The 15,595-nt window shown below is 42.0% G+C and carries 14 protein-coding genes; 4 read left to right on the top strand and 10 right to left on the bottom strand.

The window, feature by feature from the left end; all coding sequences use genetic code 11:
- Positions 1 to 395 precede the first annotated feature (395 nt).
- From ileS to WBJ10_RS17925, 3 genes are read left to right on the top strand one after another with little or no spacing between them, the layout of a single operon-like run.
- The gene (gene ileS, locus WBJ10_RS17935; RefSeq protein ID WP_424292804.1) at positions 396 to 3,803 is read left to right on the top strand and encodes an isoleucine--tRNA ligase; all 3,408 of its coding nucleotides are present in this window, start codon (positions 396 to 398) and stop codon (positions 3,801 to 3,803) included.
- A gap of 2 nt (positions 3,804 to 3,805) precedes the next feature.
- A complete protein-coding gene (locus tag WBJ10_RS17930) occupies positions 3,806 to 4,189 on the top strand; it encodes a TraR/DksA family transcriptional regulator (protein WP_424292802.1) in 384 nt (127 codons plus the stop codon).
- Positions 4,190 to 4,840, top strand: coding sequence for a lipoprotein signal peptidase (locus tag WBJ10_RS17925; RefSeq protein ID WP_424292800.1), 651 nt, complete (start codon positions 4,190 to 4,192; stop codon positions 4,838 to 4,840).
- A gap of 132 nt (positions 4,841 to 4,972) precedes the next feature.
- On the opposite strand, the gene WBJ10_RS17920 is transcribed toward WBJ10_RS17925, so the two are convergent.
- The 8 genes from WBJ10_RS17920 to purQ all read right to left on the bottom strand — a co-directional run bounded on the left by WBJ10_RS17920 (position 4,973) and on the right by purQ (position 12,748).
- Positions 4,973 to 5,533 (bottom strand): DUF3109 family protein, encoded by a 561-nt coding sequence (locus WBJ10_RS17920; protein WP_424292798.1) that lies wholly within the window; start codon positions 5,531 to 5,533, stop codon positions 4,973 to 4,975.
- Between the two features lie 84 nt (positions 5,534 to 5,617).
- Complete coding sequence (locus tag WBJ10_RS17915; RefSeq protein WP_424292796.1) at positions 5,618 to 6,391, bottom strand: DUF3108 domain-containing protein; 774 nt, start codon at positions 6,389 to 6,391, stop codon at positions 5,618 to 5,620.
- Positions 6,392 to 6,449: 58 nt separating this feature from the next.
- Positions 6,450 to 6,965 carry a DUF2480 family protein gene (locus WBJ10_RS17910; RefSeq protein ID WP_424292794.1) on the bottom strand — a complete coding sequence of 172 codons (516 nt, stop codon included), beginning with the start codon at positions 6,963 to 6,965 and terminating at the stop codon, positions 6,450 to 6,452.
- A 179-nt stretch (positions 6,966 to 7,144) separates the two neighbouring features.
- Positions 7,145 to 9,256, bottom strand: coding sequence for a SurA N-terminal domain-containing protein (locus WBJ10_RS17905; protein WP_424292792.1), 2,112 nt, complete (start codon positions 9,254 to 9,256; stop codon positions 7,145 to 7,147).
- A gap of 167 nt (positions 9,257 to 9,423) precedes the next feature.
- Positions 9,424 to 10,008 carry an LPS export ABC transporter periplasmic protein LptC gene (gene lptC / locus WBJ10_RS17900; protein WP_424292790.1) on the bottom strand — a complete coding sequence of 195 codons (585 nt, stop codon included), beginning with the start codon at positions 10,006 to 10,008 and terminating at the stop codon, positions 9,424 to 9,426.
- Positions 10,009 to 10,011: 3 nt separating this feature from the next.
- A complete protein-coding gene (locus WBJ10_RS17895) occupies positions 10,012 to 11,325 on the bottom strand; it encodes a hypothetical protein (RefSeq protein WP_424292788.1) in 1,314 nt (437 codons plus the stop codon).
- Positions 11,322 to 12,056, bottom strand: coding sequence for a type III pantothenate kinase (locus WBJ10_RS17890; protein ID WP_424292786.1), 735 nt, complete (start codon positions 12,054 to 12,056; stop codon positions 11,322 to 11,324). The genes WBJ10_RS17895 and WBJ10_RS17890 overlap by 4 nt, the downstream gene beginning before the upstream one ends.
- Positions 12,056 to 12,748 (bottom strand): phosphoribosylformylglycinamidine synthase subunit PurQ, encoded by a 693-nt coding sequence (gene purQ / locus WBJ10_RS17885; protein ID WP_424292784.1) that lies wholly within the window; start codon positions 12,746 to 12,748, stop codon positions 12,056 to 12,058. Before purQ ends, WBJ10_RS17890 begins: the two co-directional genes overlap by 1 nt.
- A 347-nt stretch (positions 12,749 to 13,095) precedes the next feature.
- Here purQ and tnpA point away from each other — a divergent pair, with 347 nt between their 5' ends.
- Positions 13,096 to 13,542 (top strand): IS200/IS605 family transposase, encoded by a 447-nt coding sequence (gene tnpA, locus WBJ10_RS17880; protein ID WP_424292782.1) that lies wholly within the window; start codon positions 13,096 to 13,098, stop codon positions 13,540 to 13,542.
- Between the two features lie 233 nt (positions 13,543 to 13,775).
- On the opposite strand, the gene WBJ10_RS17875 is transcribed toward tnpA, so the two are convergent.
- Together WBJ10_RS17875 and WBJ10_RS17870 are read right to left on the bottom strand one after the other, a co-directional pair.
- On the bottom strand, positions 13,776 to 14,753 hold the full coding sequence (locus WBJ10_RS17875) for a DUF6427 family protein (protein WP_424292780.1): 978 nt from the start codon (positions 14,751 to 14,753) through the stop codon (positions 13,776 to 13,778).
- Between the two features lie 275 nt (positions 14,754 to 15,028).
- A complete protein-coding gene (locus tag WBJ10_RS17870) occupies positions 15,029 to 15,571 on the bottom strand; it encodes a DinB family protein (RefSeq protein ID WP_424292778.1) in 543 nt (180 codons plus the stop codon).
- Positions 15,572 to 15,595 lie beyond the last annotated feature (24 nt).

Here is a 15,595-nt window from a genome sequence, read left to right as displayed (position 1 = left end):
CCGATGATCATTGACCAGCCGTATTTAAAAATATCTTCCTCCATCAGGTAGTAACCAAGAAGGACAAAAGCAACCCCGATTAATATCAGAAAGATGCCGCGGCGCATGTATTTGTTAATCATATGATCTTGTTTGTTTACAAATATACAGTTTATCTAAATTATGGTTTGGTTTGGTGGGTCATGGGGGTGTCGTTTAATTTGCAAGGTGAAAAGGAACAAGGAACAAGGAGCAAAGAACAAGGACTTCCACCGGACGTACCATAACGGTGAAGGCTGGGATGGTAAGAGCCTCTATACACCTTGACAAAGCACCTGCCTTTTATGACGCAAAAGCTAGATATTACCCCTTAAAATCCTTAACTTTGCAACCTTAAATTTAGGCTTAAAACACTGATGTACAAAGAATATAAGCAGCTTGATCTTTCGAAAACCGGCAAGGAGATATTAGAATACTGGAAAAAGAACCGGATTTTTGAAAAAAGTATTTCCAACAGGCCCGCTTCGAAATCTTACACTTTTTATGAAGGTCCCCCATCTGCCAATGGTATGCCGGGGATACATCACGTGATGGCACGCTCGATCAAGGATATTTTTTGCCGTTATAAAACCCTTAAAGGATATCGCGTTAAGCGTAAAGGGGGATGGGATACTCACGGGCTTCCAATTGAGTTGGCAGTTGAGAAAAAACTGGGGATTACCAAAGATGATATCGGTAAATCTATTACGGTTGAAGATTATAATGCAGCCTGTCGTACCGAGGTAATGAAATATACGGATGTCTGGAATGACCTGACAGAGAAAATGGGTTATTGGGTTGATCTGAATGATCCTTACGTAACTTATGAAAATGAGTATATCGAAACGCTTTGGTGGATACTGAAGCAATTTCATCAAAAGGGCTTATTATACAAAGGTTACACGGTGCAACCTTACTCTCCTGCAGCGGGAACAGGCCTTAGCTCACATGAGCTGAATCAGCCTGGAACCTATAAGATGCTTAAGGACACCTCTATTGTTGCTGAATTCCGCATCAAAAACGAGCAGGTTCATCCGCTGATACCGGTTCTTTTTGAAGATTCCGCTGAGGATACGGCAATTATAGCCTGGACTACAACTCCCTGGACGCTGCCGTCGAACTGTGCCCTTGCTGTTGGCGCATCTATAGACTATGTAAAAGTTAAAACCTTTAATCAGTACACTTTCGCTCCTGTAAGTGTGGTGCTGGCAAAAGAACTTGTTTCAAAATATTTCAAAGCCGAGGCTAAAGATCTCCCTTTCGGGGATTACAAAGCGGGCGATAAACTTATACCGTGGCAGATTGCTGCTGAATTTAAAGGTTCTGAACTGGTAAACCTGAGATATCACCAGCTGATGACTTACGTCAGCAATGAAAACCTCGAAAAGAATGCATTCAGGGTAATCCCGGCGGATTTCGTCACCACGGAAGATGGTACCGGAATTGTTCATACAGCTTCTATTTTCGGTGCGGACGATTTCCGGGCTGCACGTGAACATAACGTCCCTTCAGTAATGGTTACTGATGAAAAAGGAAATGAACATCCCCTGGTTAATAAGCAGGGACGTTTTGTGGAGGAGGTCAGTGATTTTGCCAACCGGTTTGTTAAAGAAGAATATTACAGTGATGCCGAACGTAATGATCCTGAATTCAGGCCTACCGATGTGCTGATCGCAATTAAATTAAAAGAAGACAATAAGGCGTTTGACGTTAAGAAATACGAGCACAGTTACCCGCATTGCTGGAGAACTGATAAACCTATACTTTACTACCCGCTTGACAGCTGGTTTATAAAAACAACTGCTGTAAAGGATCGCCTGGTAGAATTGAATAAAACCATTAACTGGAAACCGGAATCGACCGGAACAGGTCGCTTTGGTAACTGGCTGGAAAACCTGGTCGACTGGAACCTGTCGCGTTCAAGATATTGGGGCACCCCGCTCCCTATCTGGAGAACAGAAGATGGCGATGAGGAACTGTGCATCGGTTCAATCTCAGAGCTAAGAGCCGGTATTGCTAAGTCGGCAGAAGCTGGTTTTATGGACGCTTCTTTCGAGATCAATGATATGCACCGTCCTTATGTGGATGATGTGGTCCTGGTATCGCCGAAAGGCAAAAAAATGTTCCGCGAGCTCGACCTGATCGATGTTTGGTTCGACTCCGGCGCCATGCCTTATGCCCAATGGGGATTGCCACCTACTGAGGCCGGCAAGAAAGGCGAGATCAGCCCGAAAGAATTTATAGAATACTGGAATACGCATTCTGGTGATGACAAAGAAGCGGGATCGGTTTACCCTGCAGATTTCATCGCTGAGGGTGTGGATCAAACCCGGGGTTGGTTTTTCACCCTTCATGCCATCGCAGTCATGCTTAACGACAGTGTTTCGTTTAAAAATGTGGTGTCTAACGGACTGGTATTAGACAAAAACGGGAATAAAATGTCCAAGCGTCTTGGAAATGCTGTGGATCCATTTGAAACTATTGAGCAGTACGGTGCCGATGCTACCCGCTGGTATATGATCAGTAATGCGTCGCCATGGGACAATTTGAAATTTAATAGCGAAGGCATCGATGAAGTACGTCGTAAGTTCTTCGGGACCCTGCATAATACCTATGCATTCTTTGCTTTGTACGCCAACATCGACGGCTTTAGTTATAAAGAGGCGGATATTGAAGATCGTCCGGAGATCGATCGCTGGATCATCTCCTTACTAAATTCATTGAGCCTGGAGGTTGATAAGCATTATGCTGATTTCGAACCTACCCGCGCTACTCGTGCTATCCAGACTTTTGTGGATGAAAACCTGAGCAACTGGTACGTACGTTTATGCCGCAGGCGTTTCTGGAAAGGTGATTATACTGAAGATAAGATTTCTGCTTACCAGACACTTTACACCTGTTTAAATACCATCGCAAAATTAATGGCTCCGGTAGCTCCGTTTTTCAGCGACAGGTTATTTAACGACTTGAATGAAATCACCGGAAAGGAAAAAGTAGAATCTGTGCATTTATCAGATTTCCCGGTATACGACAAAGCACATGTAGATAAAGCGCTTGAAGAACGCATGAGTATTGCACAGGATGTTTCTTCACTGGTTCTTTCCCTGAGGAAAAAGGTCAGCATAAATGTTCGGCAGCCATTAGGTAGAATTCTGATACCGGTACTTGATAAAGGTTTCAAAACAAAAGTTGAAAGTGTTAAAGATCTGATCCTTTCTGAGACCAACATCAAAAATATTGAGTATATTACCGATACTGCAGGTTTCATCAGCAAGAAAATAAAACCTAACTTCAAGGCTTTGGGCCCGAAAGTTGGTAAGGATATGAAAACTGTTGCCGCGGTATTAACCAGTCTCTCGCAACAGGATATCAGCAAATTCGAATCGGAAGAAAGGTTTGAAATACCCGGAACGGGGTATTCAATTGACATCGAAGATGTGGAGATTGTTGCTGAGGATGTACCTGGCTGGCAGGTTGCAAATCTTGGCAAACTAACTGTTGCTTTAGATGTTACACTTAGCAATGAATTGAAACAGGAAGGTATTTCCAGGGAACTTGTGAACCGGATACAGAATATGAGGAAGGAACAGGGTTATGAGGTTACCGACAAGATACAGGTGTTTATAAATGACCACCCTTACATTTCGGAAGCGGTGAAAAATAATTTACCTTATATTTGCGCCGAAATTCTGGCAGACTCTTTGGAGCTTGTTCAGGAACTTAATACCGGCGAGAAGGTGGATATAGATGAGAATGAATTAACGATATTAATAAAAAAAGTATAGACATGGAGAAGACCGAAAAAACGAGATATTCTGATACAGAATTAGTTGAGTTTAAAGAACTTATTTTAGAAAAATTACGCAGTTCAAAAGAAGAATTAGCCGCCTTGACCCAATCGTTAAGCAACCCTAATATGAATGGTACTGATGACACCGCAGGAACATATAAGACTCTTGAGGATGGCTCAGCGACCTTAGAAAAAGAATCAATCAATCAGCTGGCCGCGCGTCAAAAAAAGTTTATTGATAATCTTGAAAGTGCATTGGTACGTATTGAAAATAAAACGTATGGTGTGTGCCGTGAAACTGGAAAACTTATTCCGAAGGAACGTTTACGTGCAGTGCCTCATGCAACCCTTAGTATGGAAGCTAAATTGAAACAAGCCTAAATGAAAGCTTATTTCAAGCCATTTCTTGCAATTGCACTAATTTTACTTGCCGATCAAGTCTTAAAGTTCTGGGTTAAACTCAACATGTCATTAGGACAGGAATTCAAGATCCTGGGCGATTATGCCATGATCCATTTTACCGAAAATAACGGTATGGCATTCGGCATGGAGTTTGGCGGCGAGGCAGGCAAACTTGCATTAACACTGTTTCGTATCGCTGCAGTTTGCGGTATCGGATATGGAGTAGTGTATTTAATTAAAAAGAAATATCACCGTGGGCTAATTATGAACCTTGCACTAATATTTGCCGGGGCGATGGGTAATATCATAGACTCAACCTTTTATGGTATCATCTTCAACGAGAGCACCTACTACGAAGCCGCTAAATTTTTACCTGCTGAAGGCGGATATTCGAGCTTATTCCATGGTAAAGTGGTAGATATGTTTTACCTGCCCTTATTGCAGGGGACCTATCCTTCATGGTTTCCTTTTTGGGGTGGCGACGAGTTTATCTTTTTCCGACCTGTATTTAATATCGCAGATTCGGCAATATCAGTAGGAGTCGTTATGATATTAATGTATCAAAAGAGATATTTTAAGGAGGAGAAAAAGGAAGAGTTGTATCCTCACAGCGAAATGATTGAGGAGTAGGATGTCATTGCGAGCAAAGCGAAGCAATCTCCAACATTAAAACGGATTGCTTAGTCGTACCTCCTCGAAAAGACAACCAGGTAATTCAGAATTGCCCCTGATTTCCTCCTCGCAAAAACTCCCTAATTGACCTTAGTAGTTCGCTTTTTCTAAAAGCTCTTTATACCACTCTTCCCCATATTTACGGATAAGCGGTTCTTTCAGAAACTGATGAACCGAGACTTTCAGTTCCCGGCCAAAAGAGCAGGCATCACTGCAAATATTCCAGCGATCGTAATGCAATACATCAAATTCAGGGTAGGCAGTTATCCTGATTGGATACAGATGGCATGATATAGGTTTTTTCCAGGCGATTTCTCCTTGTTCGTAGGCCTTTTCGATTGCACACTTGCTGATACCATTCTCCCAGGTGACATAGGCACACTCTTTATTTGTATCAATACATGGAGTCGTGTAATCGCCTTCAAAGTCTTTAACGAAAGTCCCAAACTCTTCGATTACAGCAATCCCTTTCTCCGTCATATAAGGCTTTACGCGAGGGTATATATCATCCAGCACCGCAAGTTCTGAGCGCTCAAGCGGAGCGCCTGAATCGCCTTCAATGCAGCAGGCGCCCTGACATTTATTCAGGTTACAAACGAAGTTTTCTTTGACTATGTCCTCGTGGACGAGAGTATTCTGGACTTGAATCATATTGAGTTGTACTTTGTACGTTATACGTCTGGGCGAATATGCGATCGGTACACTTTGTGGAATCCTGATACATCATACTTGATACTATTTTGCTGCCGTTAAAGGGTATTTCAGCCCTGTTGCAGATGTGAGTTCCAATGTCACTGAGCCGACCAGGATTTCAACCTGGGCTTTTACAGGGATCCGATTTGCATCGTCAGTTATCCATAAGTAAAGCTTGCTGTCTTTCCTGAAAATCCGGCCGGGTTGAATGGAAGGACTAAATTTCAAACAGTTAAAAGTTCCTAAAGTTGTTTTTACCTTTTCTTTACCTACATATTGAACTTCAAGTTTGGACACGCCATCATGTAGAAAGTAGTCCATACTGAACTTAGCACCAATTCTCAGCTTAGATATATCCAGGTTTCTGGCAAAGTAGTAGGCAGATACCACGTCGAAGGTCTGTCCATCACCTTTAAAAGTACCGTTATTAGAAACAATTTTCTTTTGATCCTGATAGAATCTGGCCTTATCGCTTCGTCGATAATTGGCCTCACGGATATTCTCAGTGTAGAGATAAGGGCTTAGATCAATCCGGTCTATGTATGAATCGTAACGATTCCTGACCTTATAGAAAACATTAAATGATCCAGCCGTTCGCCCTTCAGCGACCAGGTGGTAGACCGGTTTATTATCAAATTTAGCATCAGAAGGCTCAACACGAATATGTGCTTCAGCAGCAGTGACAAAACCATAGCGCAGCCTATAAGAAAGCTGCTCTCCTACCTTAAACACCGGTTCTCTTACATTCGTAAGCTCCTGTCCAAAGCCATTTAGAGCGCTTATCAGAAATAATAAGACTACTAATTTGTTCTTCATTAATGTCATGTTACAAGAAATACCCTGCTACTCTGAACTTTCCACTGTCAAAGTCAACTCAATCCTTCCTCTTATATATAGGAACGGTAGAACACGGCTCTCCGTACATTATGCTCTTTGAAATACCCGTTAATTTTACCGTAAGATCTATGAAGGCGGATTCGGGTACGGCAATTTCCCCGCAGCCTTTTATAACAATTCTCTGATCACGATACTTTTCAAGGTCAAGCTTTTCAAGTTCTCTTTCGAAAAGAATGATCTCAAGCTGCTGAAGGCTTCCAAATACAACTGTTTTTGCAAAGGGTGCCAGTCTGTTTGCTAAAAGCATATAAGCCCATGTCGGGACTATAGCATCGGCCGTGCAGGTAACTGCTATATGCTTTCCAGCATACTGTTCCCAATTATGTTCTTTAATAAACTCCCTGAAATCTTTCTCCCTCAACATCAGGCCATGGAAGAGGTTATCCTTAATATCGTATAAAACACGCTCGCCCTGCGGATATAGCTCGGCAAGGTCAAAGCTTACCAGGCCACTTTGGGCGACTTTATTGACTATGTTTTCCTGGATTTGCATTTGGGTTTTGGGTTTTGGTTGTTGGTTGTTAGTTGTTGGTTGTTAGAAAGTAACGTGGACTCTGATCATTTGGTACGCCACCTCTGACTTCAGACCTCTGACTTCAGACCTCAGTCTCCAAAAAAAAACCGGAAGCGATCTAAATCCCTTCCGGTTACAAAGTTAATGAATTATGCTCCTTAAAAGAACTTCACGCGATTGTCTTTGATTTCAGCGTTATCGCGAAGCACTTTAAATGCATCAGCAGGAGCACGCTGTATTAGGCCCTGTGCAACCTGAACCTTTTGTTTAAACACATTGGTAAGGGGTGCTGGCTGCGAAAAGCCGTTGACTACGAAAAGAAATATCCCGTTGTCTCCTTCAACTGCTTCAGATAATTTACCTGGCTGTGACCCAAAAATTGCACCTATCAGTTTATTCTCTTGTCCTATACCAGGGATTACCGGGTTAGCGAACACGATGTTCTGGATCGGAGTAACCGGTCGGCTTAGCTTTTGAGCTACCTGCTCGATGGAAGATGCTCCTGAGCGGGCGGTTTTTGCTTTTTCAAGAAGCATACGTGCTTTAACTTTTTTACGGACCATTGGTTCGATCTGCTTTTTGACTTGTTCTAAAGGCAAGGTTCCCTCTTCAAACACATCTACAAGCTTTGCGACAGCAAATTTATTACCCATTTCAAATACTTGCCCTGAAACATCGCCCTTATCAGCGTCGAATGCCCAGCGAACCATTTCCCGCGGGTTGTCCAGGCCAGGGATAGTGGATTGTGTTGCTGCCACATTCTCAGCGATAAGCTTAGCATAGCCAGATTTTTGAGCCTGTGCTTCGAAATCTTCCGCATCTTTTGCAGTAGCTAAGAAAGCCGTCGCTTTTGAGTATGCTTCCTGTTGAGTCTTACTGCTGCTTGCCAGCGATTTATCAACCATTGCAACTTTAGCAACTCTGGAACTTCCAACCTGCCCGGTAATCTTAATTACGTGAACACCAAATTGTGTAGTTACAACCTTAACTTCCCCTGTTCTACCATTGAAAACTGCTTCTTCAAATGCCGGGATCATTGCACCTCTGGCAAATGTTCCAAGATCTCCGCCTTTATCTTTTGTTGCATCAGTACCGAACTTAGTGGCAAGTTCAGCAAAGCTGGCTCCATTCGCTAAAAGCGCCGCAATAGAATCCGCTTTCGCTTTTGCTTTATCTACACCACCTTCAACAGCTGGGTTAAGCAGGATATGGCTGGCTTTTACCGAATCGGGGCTGTTCTTGATATCAAGGACTTTAACCATTTTGTATTGGCCATTCGAAAATATTGGGCCAATGAAAGCACCGTTAGATGATGCGAATACTGCCGAGTCTAATGCCGCGTCCAGTTGTCCCTTTTGAACATAACTCACTGGCATTTTAGTTTCTGAGTTTATGCTAACAAACAGGGAGTCATTAGTTGCTGCCTTGAATTCCGCTGCGGTCTTAGCAACAAGAGCTTTTGTTTCTGCCGAATCAGCTTTAGTAGGATTAGCGTCAAATACTATATAATCAAACGTTCTGGTTTCCTGTTGGTTTTTGAAGCGATACTTGTTCTCGTCGTAAAACTCCTTGTAGTCCTGCTCAGTTACCTTAGCCTGATTGTCCGGGATAGAAGTGTACTCGAGGTTGACAAATTTGAAATTTGCTAATTTATTACGCTGTGAGTAATCTTCTCTTGCTTCTAAAGAAGTAACATATAAACTATTTTTAACAAGGTTATTATATTTCTGCGCTAGCTTATTCTCGCGTATATTCAACAAAAAGGAAGTCCATTGAACACTTACCGGGCTATTCGCATCCTGAGTTCTAATATTGTCAAGGAAAGAATTTAATTGTACTCTGTTTAACTGACCTGTTTGAGGATCGCCGAAGTTCTGAAGGATCTGCGGATCAGGATTTTTACCAGTAATAAGGTCGTTCAACTCATTCTTACTTACTTGTAACCCAAGACGGCTAATTTCCTTATCCATCAAAATCTTGGATACCGCCTGGTTCCAGGTATTCTCAATAATATAGGAAGTCATCTGCGGATCCAGATTATTCTGCCCCATTTGCTGTTTAAAATTATTTGAGTTCAGTTCCACCTGCTCATTAAATTGTAGCACCGGAATAGCTTCGCCATCAACCTCGCCAACTTCCGTCTGACTAGAATTCATAAAGGACCCGCCCATCTGAACGGCGTCGCTTACTAAGAATGCAACAATTGCAAAACCGATAGCCCCAACGATAATTATTCCTGCGCGGTTCCGCAAAAAACCCATTATTCCCATATCAATATTTTTATATAATTTTTAAAAGAGGGCGCAAGATACAAAAATTGAATAATCTTTAATAAAAATGTAAGGCCTTAATTAATAGGTGAAACAGAGGGCGGAAAGATGAAAACTGAAAACTGAAGTAATGCGCCAGATCCCGTTTTCAGTTTTCACTTTTCCGCTTAAAACCCCTGCTTCTCCGTCAAACTCAAATCCCCCGTTGCCTGATTAATTTCGTAATAAGAGAAATCCTGATTGGACCAAAAGTTGGTGCCGTACAAAGTATTTCCCTGAGATGTAATGCTAACCAATCGATTTGAAATAAACCGTCCTTTAGCTTCATCCCATATAAGTTCTTCTGATTTAAATGTCTGGCCGCGGTTATTGGTCGCAACCACATTTCTCTTAAGTTCGACAAGTTTTTCGTTTTCGCGCCTGATTGCATAATCTGCTGTTACGCGGCTGGTTTCCTCTTGCTGTTCATCATAAAATATCACAGTTACCCCTTTTTGCATTTCGATATAAGGCTTATCCGTTTTATAATGAAGATATTGGGGCGTAATCATTTTAGCCTTCACTACTGCTGAATCACTGTAAATGACAGTAACACCGGTCGTTTTATCAACTCGGACGGCAAGCTTTTTGGCGGAGATCTGCTCAACGTCCTTCAGGTCGTTTTCACAGGAGGAAAATAAAAATACGCATATCAGGAAACAGACACCGGTTATGCCTGCAGACAGGCAGGATATAAGGCGGCGAAGTCCCATAATCTACTCAATATATGTTTTCTGGAACCATTTATCATTGAGTGTAAACCCAATGTGTATGTTGACATAATTATCGCGGACCAGGTTGTTTTCCTGGGTTCCTCTTTGACCTACCTCTGTAGAAAGATTTATCCGGTAAAACGAAGACCGGTTACTAGGTAGAGGAAAGCCCATCCCAAAAGTAAGAGCGTATTGTTTAATATCGTTATTACCTATTTTAATAAATGTTCGGTCGTATTTCATTCCAAGGCGATAATCTACGAGTTTCCAGTAGTTATTGATTGAACTAGCATCAGGCGTAAGCTGTCCGCCAAGCGCCACTCCATAACTATCGTTCAGGCCGCCGTTTACGCCACCCTCACTAAAATCTGACCATTTGCTATACGAAAAATCAGCGCCCACCAGCCAGGAATTACTTCTCTCGAATGCGAATCCCGCAATGTGAGTAACAGGCATATTTATGGTACTTTTCTCACCTTCTATAAAGAGGGTGCTATCAGAAGCAGCAAATTCATTACCGCGATCATCTCTTCTGTAGCGAGTAGTGACAACATCCCTCCGTGAATTTAGGGATTTGCCGGTGTTACCTGTATAACCCAGGATCAGCTTGGTTTTGTCGTTTAAAACAGCCTCGTACTGAACGCCCAAATCAAAACTTAAACCGCCAACAGAACGCTGGTATTGAGTACGTGAGTTAAAAGCAGACAAATCATATTCAACATCTGGTCTCGGATCCAGAAAGTCAATCGAACGGTTCTCTTTAAGGCTTCCAAAGAGGTAGCCTATATTGAATCCCAAATGCAGGTTTTTTGCTAGTTTAAAGCCATAGCCTAAATAAGCCTTAGATACACCACCTTCACCGCCATAAACGTATTCTACGCTGGTCGTATCGAGCATGCCCGAATTCTTAAACTGGTAGCCCAGATCGCTGTAAGGTACAAGGCCAAAACTAAGTGCCGAAGACTTGCTAACCGGGATGCCGAAGTTGATATGGCTTAAAGTGGAATTGAATTGCGCATCTCCTGAAACACCCGCTTTACTCAGGCTCCTCAAATCCATTGAGGCTCCTACTTCAAAAGTTGTTAACGCAAGCGTTGAGTATGAAGCGGGATTTGCCATGTTTATGTTGTCATAAACGCCTGGTTTCCGAACTCCCATGCTTATTCCACCCATTCCCCGGGTTTGAGGCAAGAGTGACCTTTTCAAGTCGCCAAGCCCAAACTGCGAATAAGGGGAGCTAGAAGTAGTTTGGGCAGTAGAAGATACACTTGCAGCCAAAAGGGTAATAAAAAATATATTCTTGAAAATCTTTATCATTGTTGATTAATAACTTCATTCAAACCAATAAGTACCAAATCAGGCTCGGTTTTTAAAGTGTGCGCAAAGATGCTATTTTTCAGCCTAGTATCAAAAAAATTCGCATCCCCTCCGCACAGTATTACCTGTAATTCTGAATATTGGGCTTTGTACTGTTCAATAAATCCAATGATCTCAGAATAGGTTCCATTTACCACACCAGAAAGCATTGATGTTTTAGTATCATCACCATCCAGCCGTCCGTAATCAGCTAGTTCAATCAGAGGCAAACGCCCTGTAAATTCCCGCATAGCCCTTAACCGCATGTTCAGCCCGGGAGAGATACTTCCACCACGATAGGTACCTTTTTTATCAATTGCATCATAGGTAATACAGGTGCCCATATCGATTACAAGGCAATTTTTTCCGGGAAATAAAACCCTTGCACCGATCACTCCGGCCAGGCGGTCGAGGCCAAGAGTTTCAGGTGTTTTATACTCATTAATAAGTCCGTTTTTCAAACTCGCAGAAAATCTTACATATTCTGTTTGCGCATCTAGCAGCTTCTCCAGGTCCTTTACTTCATCTTTAACTGACGAAATAACACTTTGTTGTATAGTTGAATCTTTCAGATAATCTGCAAGAAGTTCAAGGCTCAGATGTTCAACAACCTCATTCTTAATGAGCTTCTGGTCGTCAAAAACGGCAACTTTTGTACGGGAATTGCCAATATCAATAACCAGATGCGACATTACGCATTAGTTATATTTAAGATAGACTCAAAGATCCCCATACCGTCCTGGTTGCCTAATATCGGGTCAGCAGCTCGTTCCGGATGTGGCATCAAGCCAAACACATTACGGTTTATATTACAGACGCCAGCGATATTGCTAATAGAGCCATTCGGGTTTGATTCCGCGCTTACATTTCCGTTCTCATCGCAGTATTGAAACAATATCTGATCATTGTCCTGAATTTTCTTTAGAGAATCAGCATCAGCAAAATAGTTTCCCTCGCCATGAGCGATCGGTATTTTCAGTGCTTTTGCAGGATCAAGCAAAGACGTCATAAGGCTGTTTGTTGTAGCGGGCTTAAGATGAATGTTCCGGCAAATAAACTTTTGACTGGTATTGTGAAGCAAAGCTCCCGGCACTAAACCAGCCTCAGCAAGAATTTGAAAACCGTTGCATATCCCCAGAACGTAACCGCCTTTATTAGCAAACTGAATGATCTCCTGCATTAATGGAGAATACTTAGCGATCGCACCAGAACGCAGGTAATCGCCGAAAGAAAAACCTCCGGGCAAAACCACAAAATCGACACCATGCAAATTATGCTCCTTATGCCAAAGGCGGATCACTTCCTGACCCATCACCTGCTCTAAAACATAAATAATGTCTTCGTCACAGTTTGATCCAGGGAAAATTACAACTCCAAATTTCATCAATAAAATGTTTTTGTTTTTAGCGCACCGATTCCCTTCGGGCGGGCATTACGATACAAATCTATTCAAATTTTGAGATTGCTGAGGTGTTTTAGTGTTAAAAAAGGTTAAAGGTACAGTTGGAGTCAAATTACAAACATTGGAAAGAACAGATAATCTAAATGCTGCAAAGAGGGAAAACGAGTATTTAATCGAGCAAACGGATTGAATAAGAATTATACGGACATTAGTGTGCAAAGCTTGAGTACTACAAATCTTGAGTACACAAATTAATAACGACGGGGGATCAGACCGAAAGTAATGCAGAGGCTGTCGGTGGAATTAAAAAGTCCTAAAAGCTAAAAACTATGAGCAGTTTCAGACAGATCTATTATCAAATTGTCTTCGGTACGAAATTTCGGCAACCGGTGATTGCTGAAAATTACTGCGAAGGTTTATATCGGTATATATCTGGTGTCATCCAAAATAAAAAGTGCACGCCTTACCAAATAAATGGAATAGAAGATCACATTCATATCTTTTGTGACCTCCATCCCACCATATCATTATCAGATTTTATTAAAGATATAAAAGTCTCGAGCAACCTCTGGATGAAGGACACTGGAAATTTTCCAAACTTCATAGGTTGGCAGGACGGCTATGGAGCGTTTACTTACTCGATCCGGGAAAAGGATATGATCTTTAATTATGTCAAGAAGCAAAAAATACACCACCACAAAGAAACATTTTACGACGAGTTTAAGCGCTTACTCGAAGAGAATGGGGTCACTTTTGACGAGAGGTATTTATTGTGATTAGTGTCACACAGGCTGCGCCTGCGGTTACTACTGTTCAAGCCTTACAGACTTGCCCTGTCCAGGGAGATGATACAGCCAGACTGTCCCACAGGCTGCGCCTGCGGTTACTGTTGTTCAAGCCTTTCAGGCTTGTGTAGGACCTCGATATGGCATTTTCCAAGCCTGAAAGGCTTGAACAGTAGTAACCATGGGTGTAACCCATGGAGTAACCCATGCGACTACCACCAACCCTAAAAAATCTGAAAATATATAATCCCCGCAATCAAAATAGCATACATACTTTCATAGAGCCAGCGCTGACCGGCATGGATGAAATAATAGGCCATCAGCACGGCTGCCGGGGGGGCGCATAAGAGAAAATGGTAAAGCTTTAAGTCTGCTTTCAAGTAAAAGGAAATGAGGCCGATTATAAACATAAAAAAAAGCAACTGGAATGATTTTCGAAGGTGGACGACACTGCGAAAGAAATTCTTCTGAAGCTGAAAGAAAGCGAGAATCATGATGGCTACTACCGGAATAAGTACAAGTGTATCATATAAATTGATCCGGAGGTTTGTTGGGAATTTGGATGTAAGGGGTATCCAAATCCGGTAGAACTGATCCAGCGAATCGTTCCAATAATAAAATACACCCAGGAAAAAGAAAATAGTGGCGAAGCCTATCACGACCGCCACCCACTCTCGCCAGTATACAGGCCTGAAAATTAAGAGACTGATCCAGAGAAGGGGTAACATAGCGATAAATGGAAAATAAATCAGCGCCCCCAATGCTACCATCATCCCCAAATCATACATTACCGAACTTACTTCATTGCGTTTATAGATACTTAGAAATTTCTCGATCATCCATAGCAATAAAAAATTACAGAATAAGGCGGGACTAAGTATCAGGAATGGTGTAAATAAACTTCCTGCCGAAATATACAAGAGAGCAGGAAGATAGGTTGGCTTCCCCAGAAGGTTATATGAATTTATAATTCTGTTAAAGATGAGCGACTGAACGAAAAGCAGGAAGGCCGCCAGGTAAATATTTGTCGAAACGGAAAGGGTATTTTCAGGAAAAGGGAGCAAGAACCTTGTAAACGGCTCGATAAAATCAACGCTTGTTCGTTCGGGTAAGTTGATAAATAATCCCGCTCTCAATAAAACAGTAATACCCGCGAGGAAAATAATGTTAACAGGGTTGATACTGCGGAACTGCTTGATCATACAAGGGTGTTTGGTACAATATTACTACAAAAGGTTGAGAATTGAGACTGGAGAGTTGACAGGTCACAGGTGAAAGTTTAACATTTCTTTAACAATCGGATCACCGCGGAATTCGTACTTAGTATAAACCTTGTGTATGACGACAGAACTTATAATTCAGCTTATATTGCTTCTCATTATTATTATTGCCGGAATTTGGATTAGCCCATATGAGGTTAATTTCGAAGAGGAAGAACTTTGATCAGTTGAGAGTGGACCGTTGACAGTAAGCGGTATCAACTCTCCATTCTTAACTTTCCATTTTGAAGCCCCTTCTTGATTCTTGACAGCTGCTTGATATGGTGTTTAGTATGGATTTCTACAAACCGAAACCATTGCTTTGCATTCAGCAGACCCAGGCGTGGGTGTTTAACTTTCTGATACTTATCTGCCTTTTCAACTTTGGCTTTTAATTCTGCAAGCCGGCTTTTAAACTTAATTATCAGGTTGGCCGCTTCTTCTTTACTAAGAGTTTTAACCATTGACACAATTTGCTCAGGTGCTTTAAATTTCCCCGGGGGAAACCTTCCGAAAAACAATATCGCGCGCACCTTCCAGTGGGTCGGCTTATCGCTTAGTATGCCCGTTCCAAGGCTACACTTTTCTATGGCGAACAGCGAAGCCAGATTAGCCTGAAAAATATGGGAAAACGTTTCAGAATAAGACCATCCGCCGTCTGCAGGTTTTTGGGTAAATGTTTCTTCAGTAACTTCCGTCAGAAGGCTTTCGTACTCCTTAACGGCATTTAATATAGCTCCGAAATGACTGTTTACACTCATAGTATTTTTACTAATTCGCTAAGG

This window comes from Daejeonella sp., assembly GCF_049655485.1.
Taxonomy (GTDB): Bacteria; Bacteroidota; Bacteroidia; order Sphingobacteriales; family Sphingobacteriaceae; genus Daejeonella.
This window is presented reverse-complemented; position numbering and strand designations above follow the sequence as displayed.

Bases quoted from the DNA above. Each gene is read 5' to 3' on its own strand.
- WBJ10_RS17920 (WP_424292798.1), bottom strand. From the start codon at position 5,533: ATGATTCAAGTCCAGAATACTCTCGTCCACGAGGACATAGTCAAAGAA.
- tnpA (WP_424292782.1), top strand. From the start codon at position 13,096: ATGAGCAGTTTCAGACAGATCTATTATCAAATTGTCTTCGGTACGAAA.
- WBJ10_RS17925 (WP_424292800.1), top strand. From the start codon at position 4,190: ATGAAAGCTTATTTCAAGCCATTTCTTGCAATTGCACTAATTTTACTT.
- WBJ10_RS17895 (WP_424292788.1), bottom strand. From the start codon at position 11,325: ATGATAAAGATTTTCAAGAATATATTTTTTATTACCCTTTTGGCTGCA.
- WBJ10_RS17870 (WP_424292778.1), bottom strand. From the start codon at position 15,571: ATGAGTGTAAACAGTCATTTCGGAGCTATATTAAATGCCGTTAAGGAG.
- WBJ10_RS17915 (WP_424292796.1), bottom strand. From the start codon at position 6,391: ATGAAGAACAAATTAGTAGTCTTATTATTTCTGATAAGCGCTCTAAAT.
- WBJ10_RS17910 (WP_424292794.1), bottom strand. From the start codon at position 6,965: ATGCAAATCCAGGAAAACATAGTCAATAAAGTCGCCCAAAGTGGCCTG.
- WBJ10_RS17930 (WP_424292802.1), top strand. From the start codon at position 3,806: ATGGAGAAGACCGAAAAAACGAGATATTCTGATACAGAATTAGTTGAG.
- lptC (WP_424292790.1), bottom strand. From the start codon at position 10,008: ATGGGACTTCGCCGCCTTATATCCTGCCTGTCTGCAGGCATAACCGGT.
- ileS (WP_424292804.1), top strand. From the start codon at position 396: ATGTACAAAGAATATAAGCAGCTTGATCTTTCGAAAACCGGCAAGGAG.
- WBJ10_RS17875 (WP_424292780.1), bottom strand. From the start codon at position 14,753: ATGATCAAGCAGTTCCGCAGTATCAACCCTGTTAACATTATTTTCCTC.
- WBJ10_RS17890 (WP_424292786.1), bottom strand. From the start codon at position 12,056: ATGTCGCATCTGGTTATTGATATTGGCAATTCCCGTACAAAAGTTGCC.
- purQ (WP_424292784.1), bottom strand. From the start codon at position 12,748: ATGAAATTTGGAGTTGTAATTTTCCCTGGATCAAACTGTGACGAAGAC.
- WBJ10_RS17905 (WP_424292792.1), bottom strand. From the start codon at position 9,256: ATGGGAATAATGGGTTTTTTGCGGAACCGCGCAGGAATAATTATCGTT.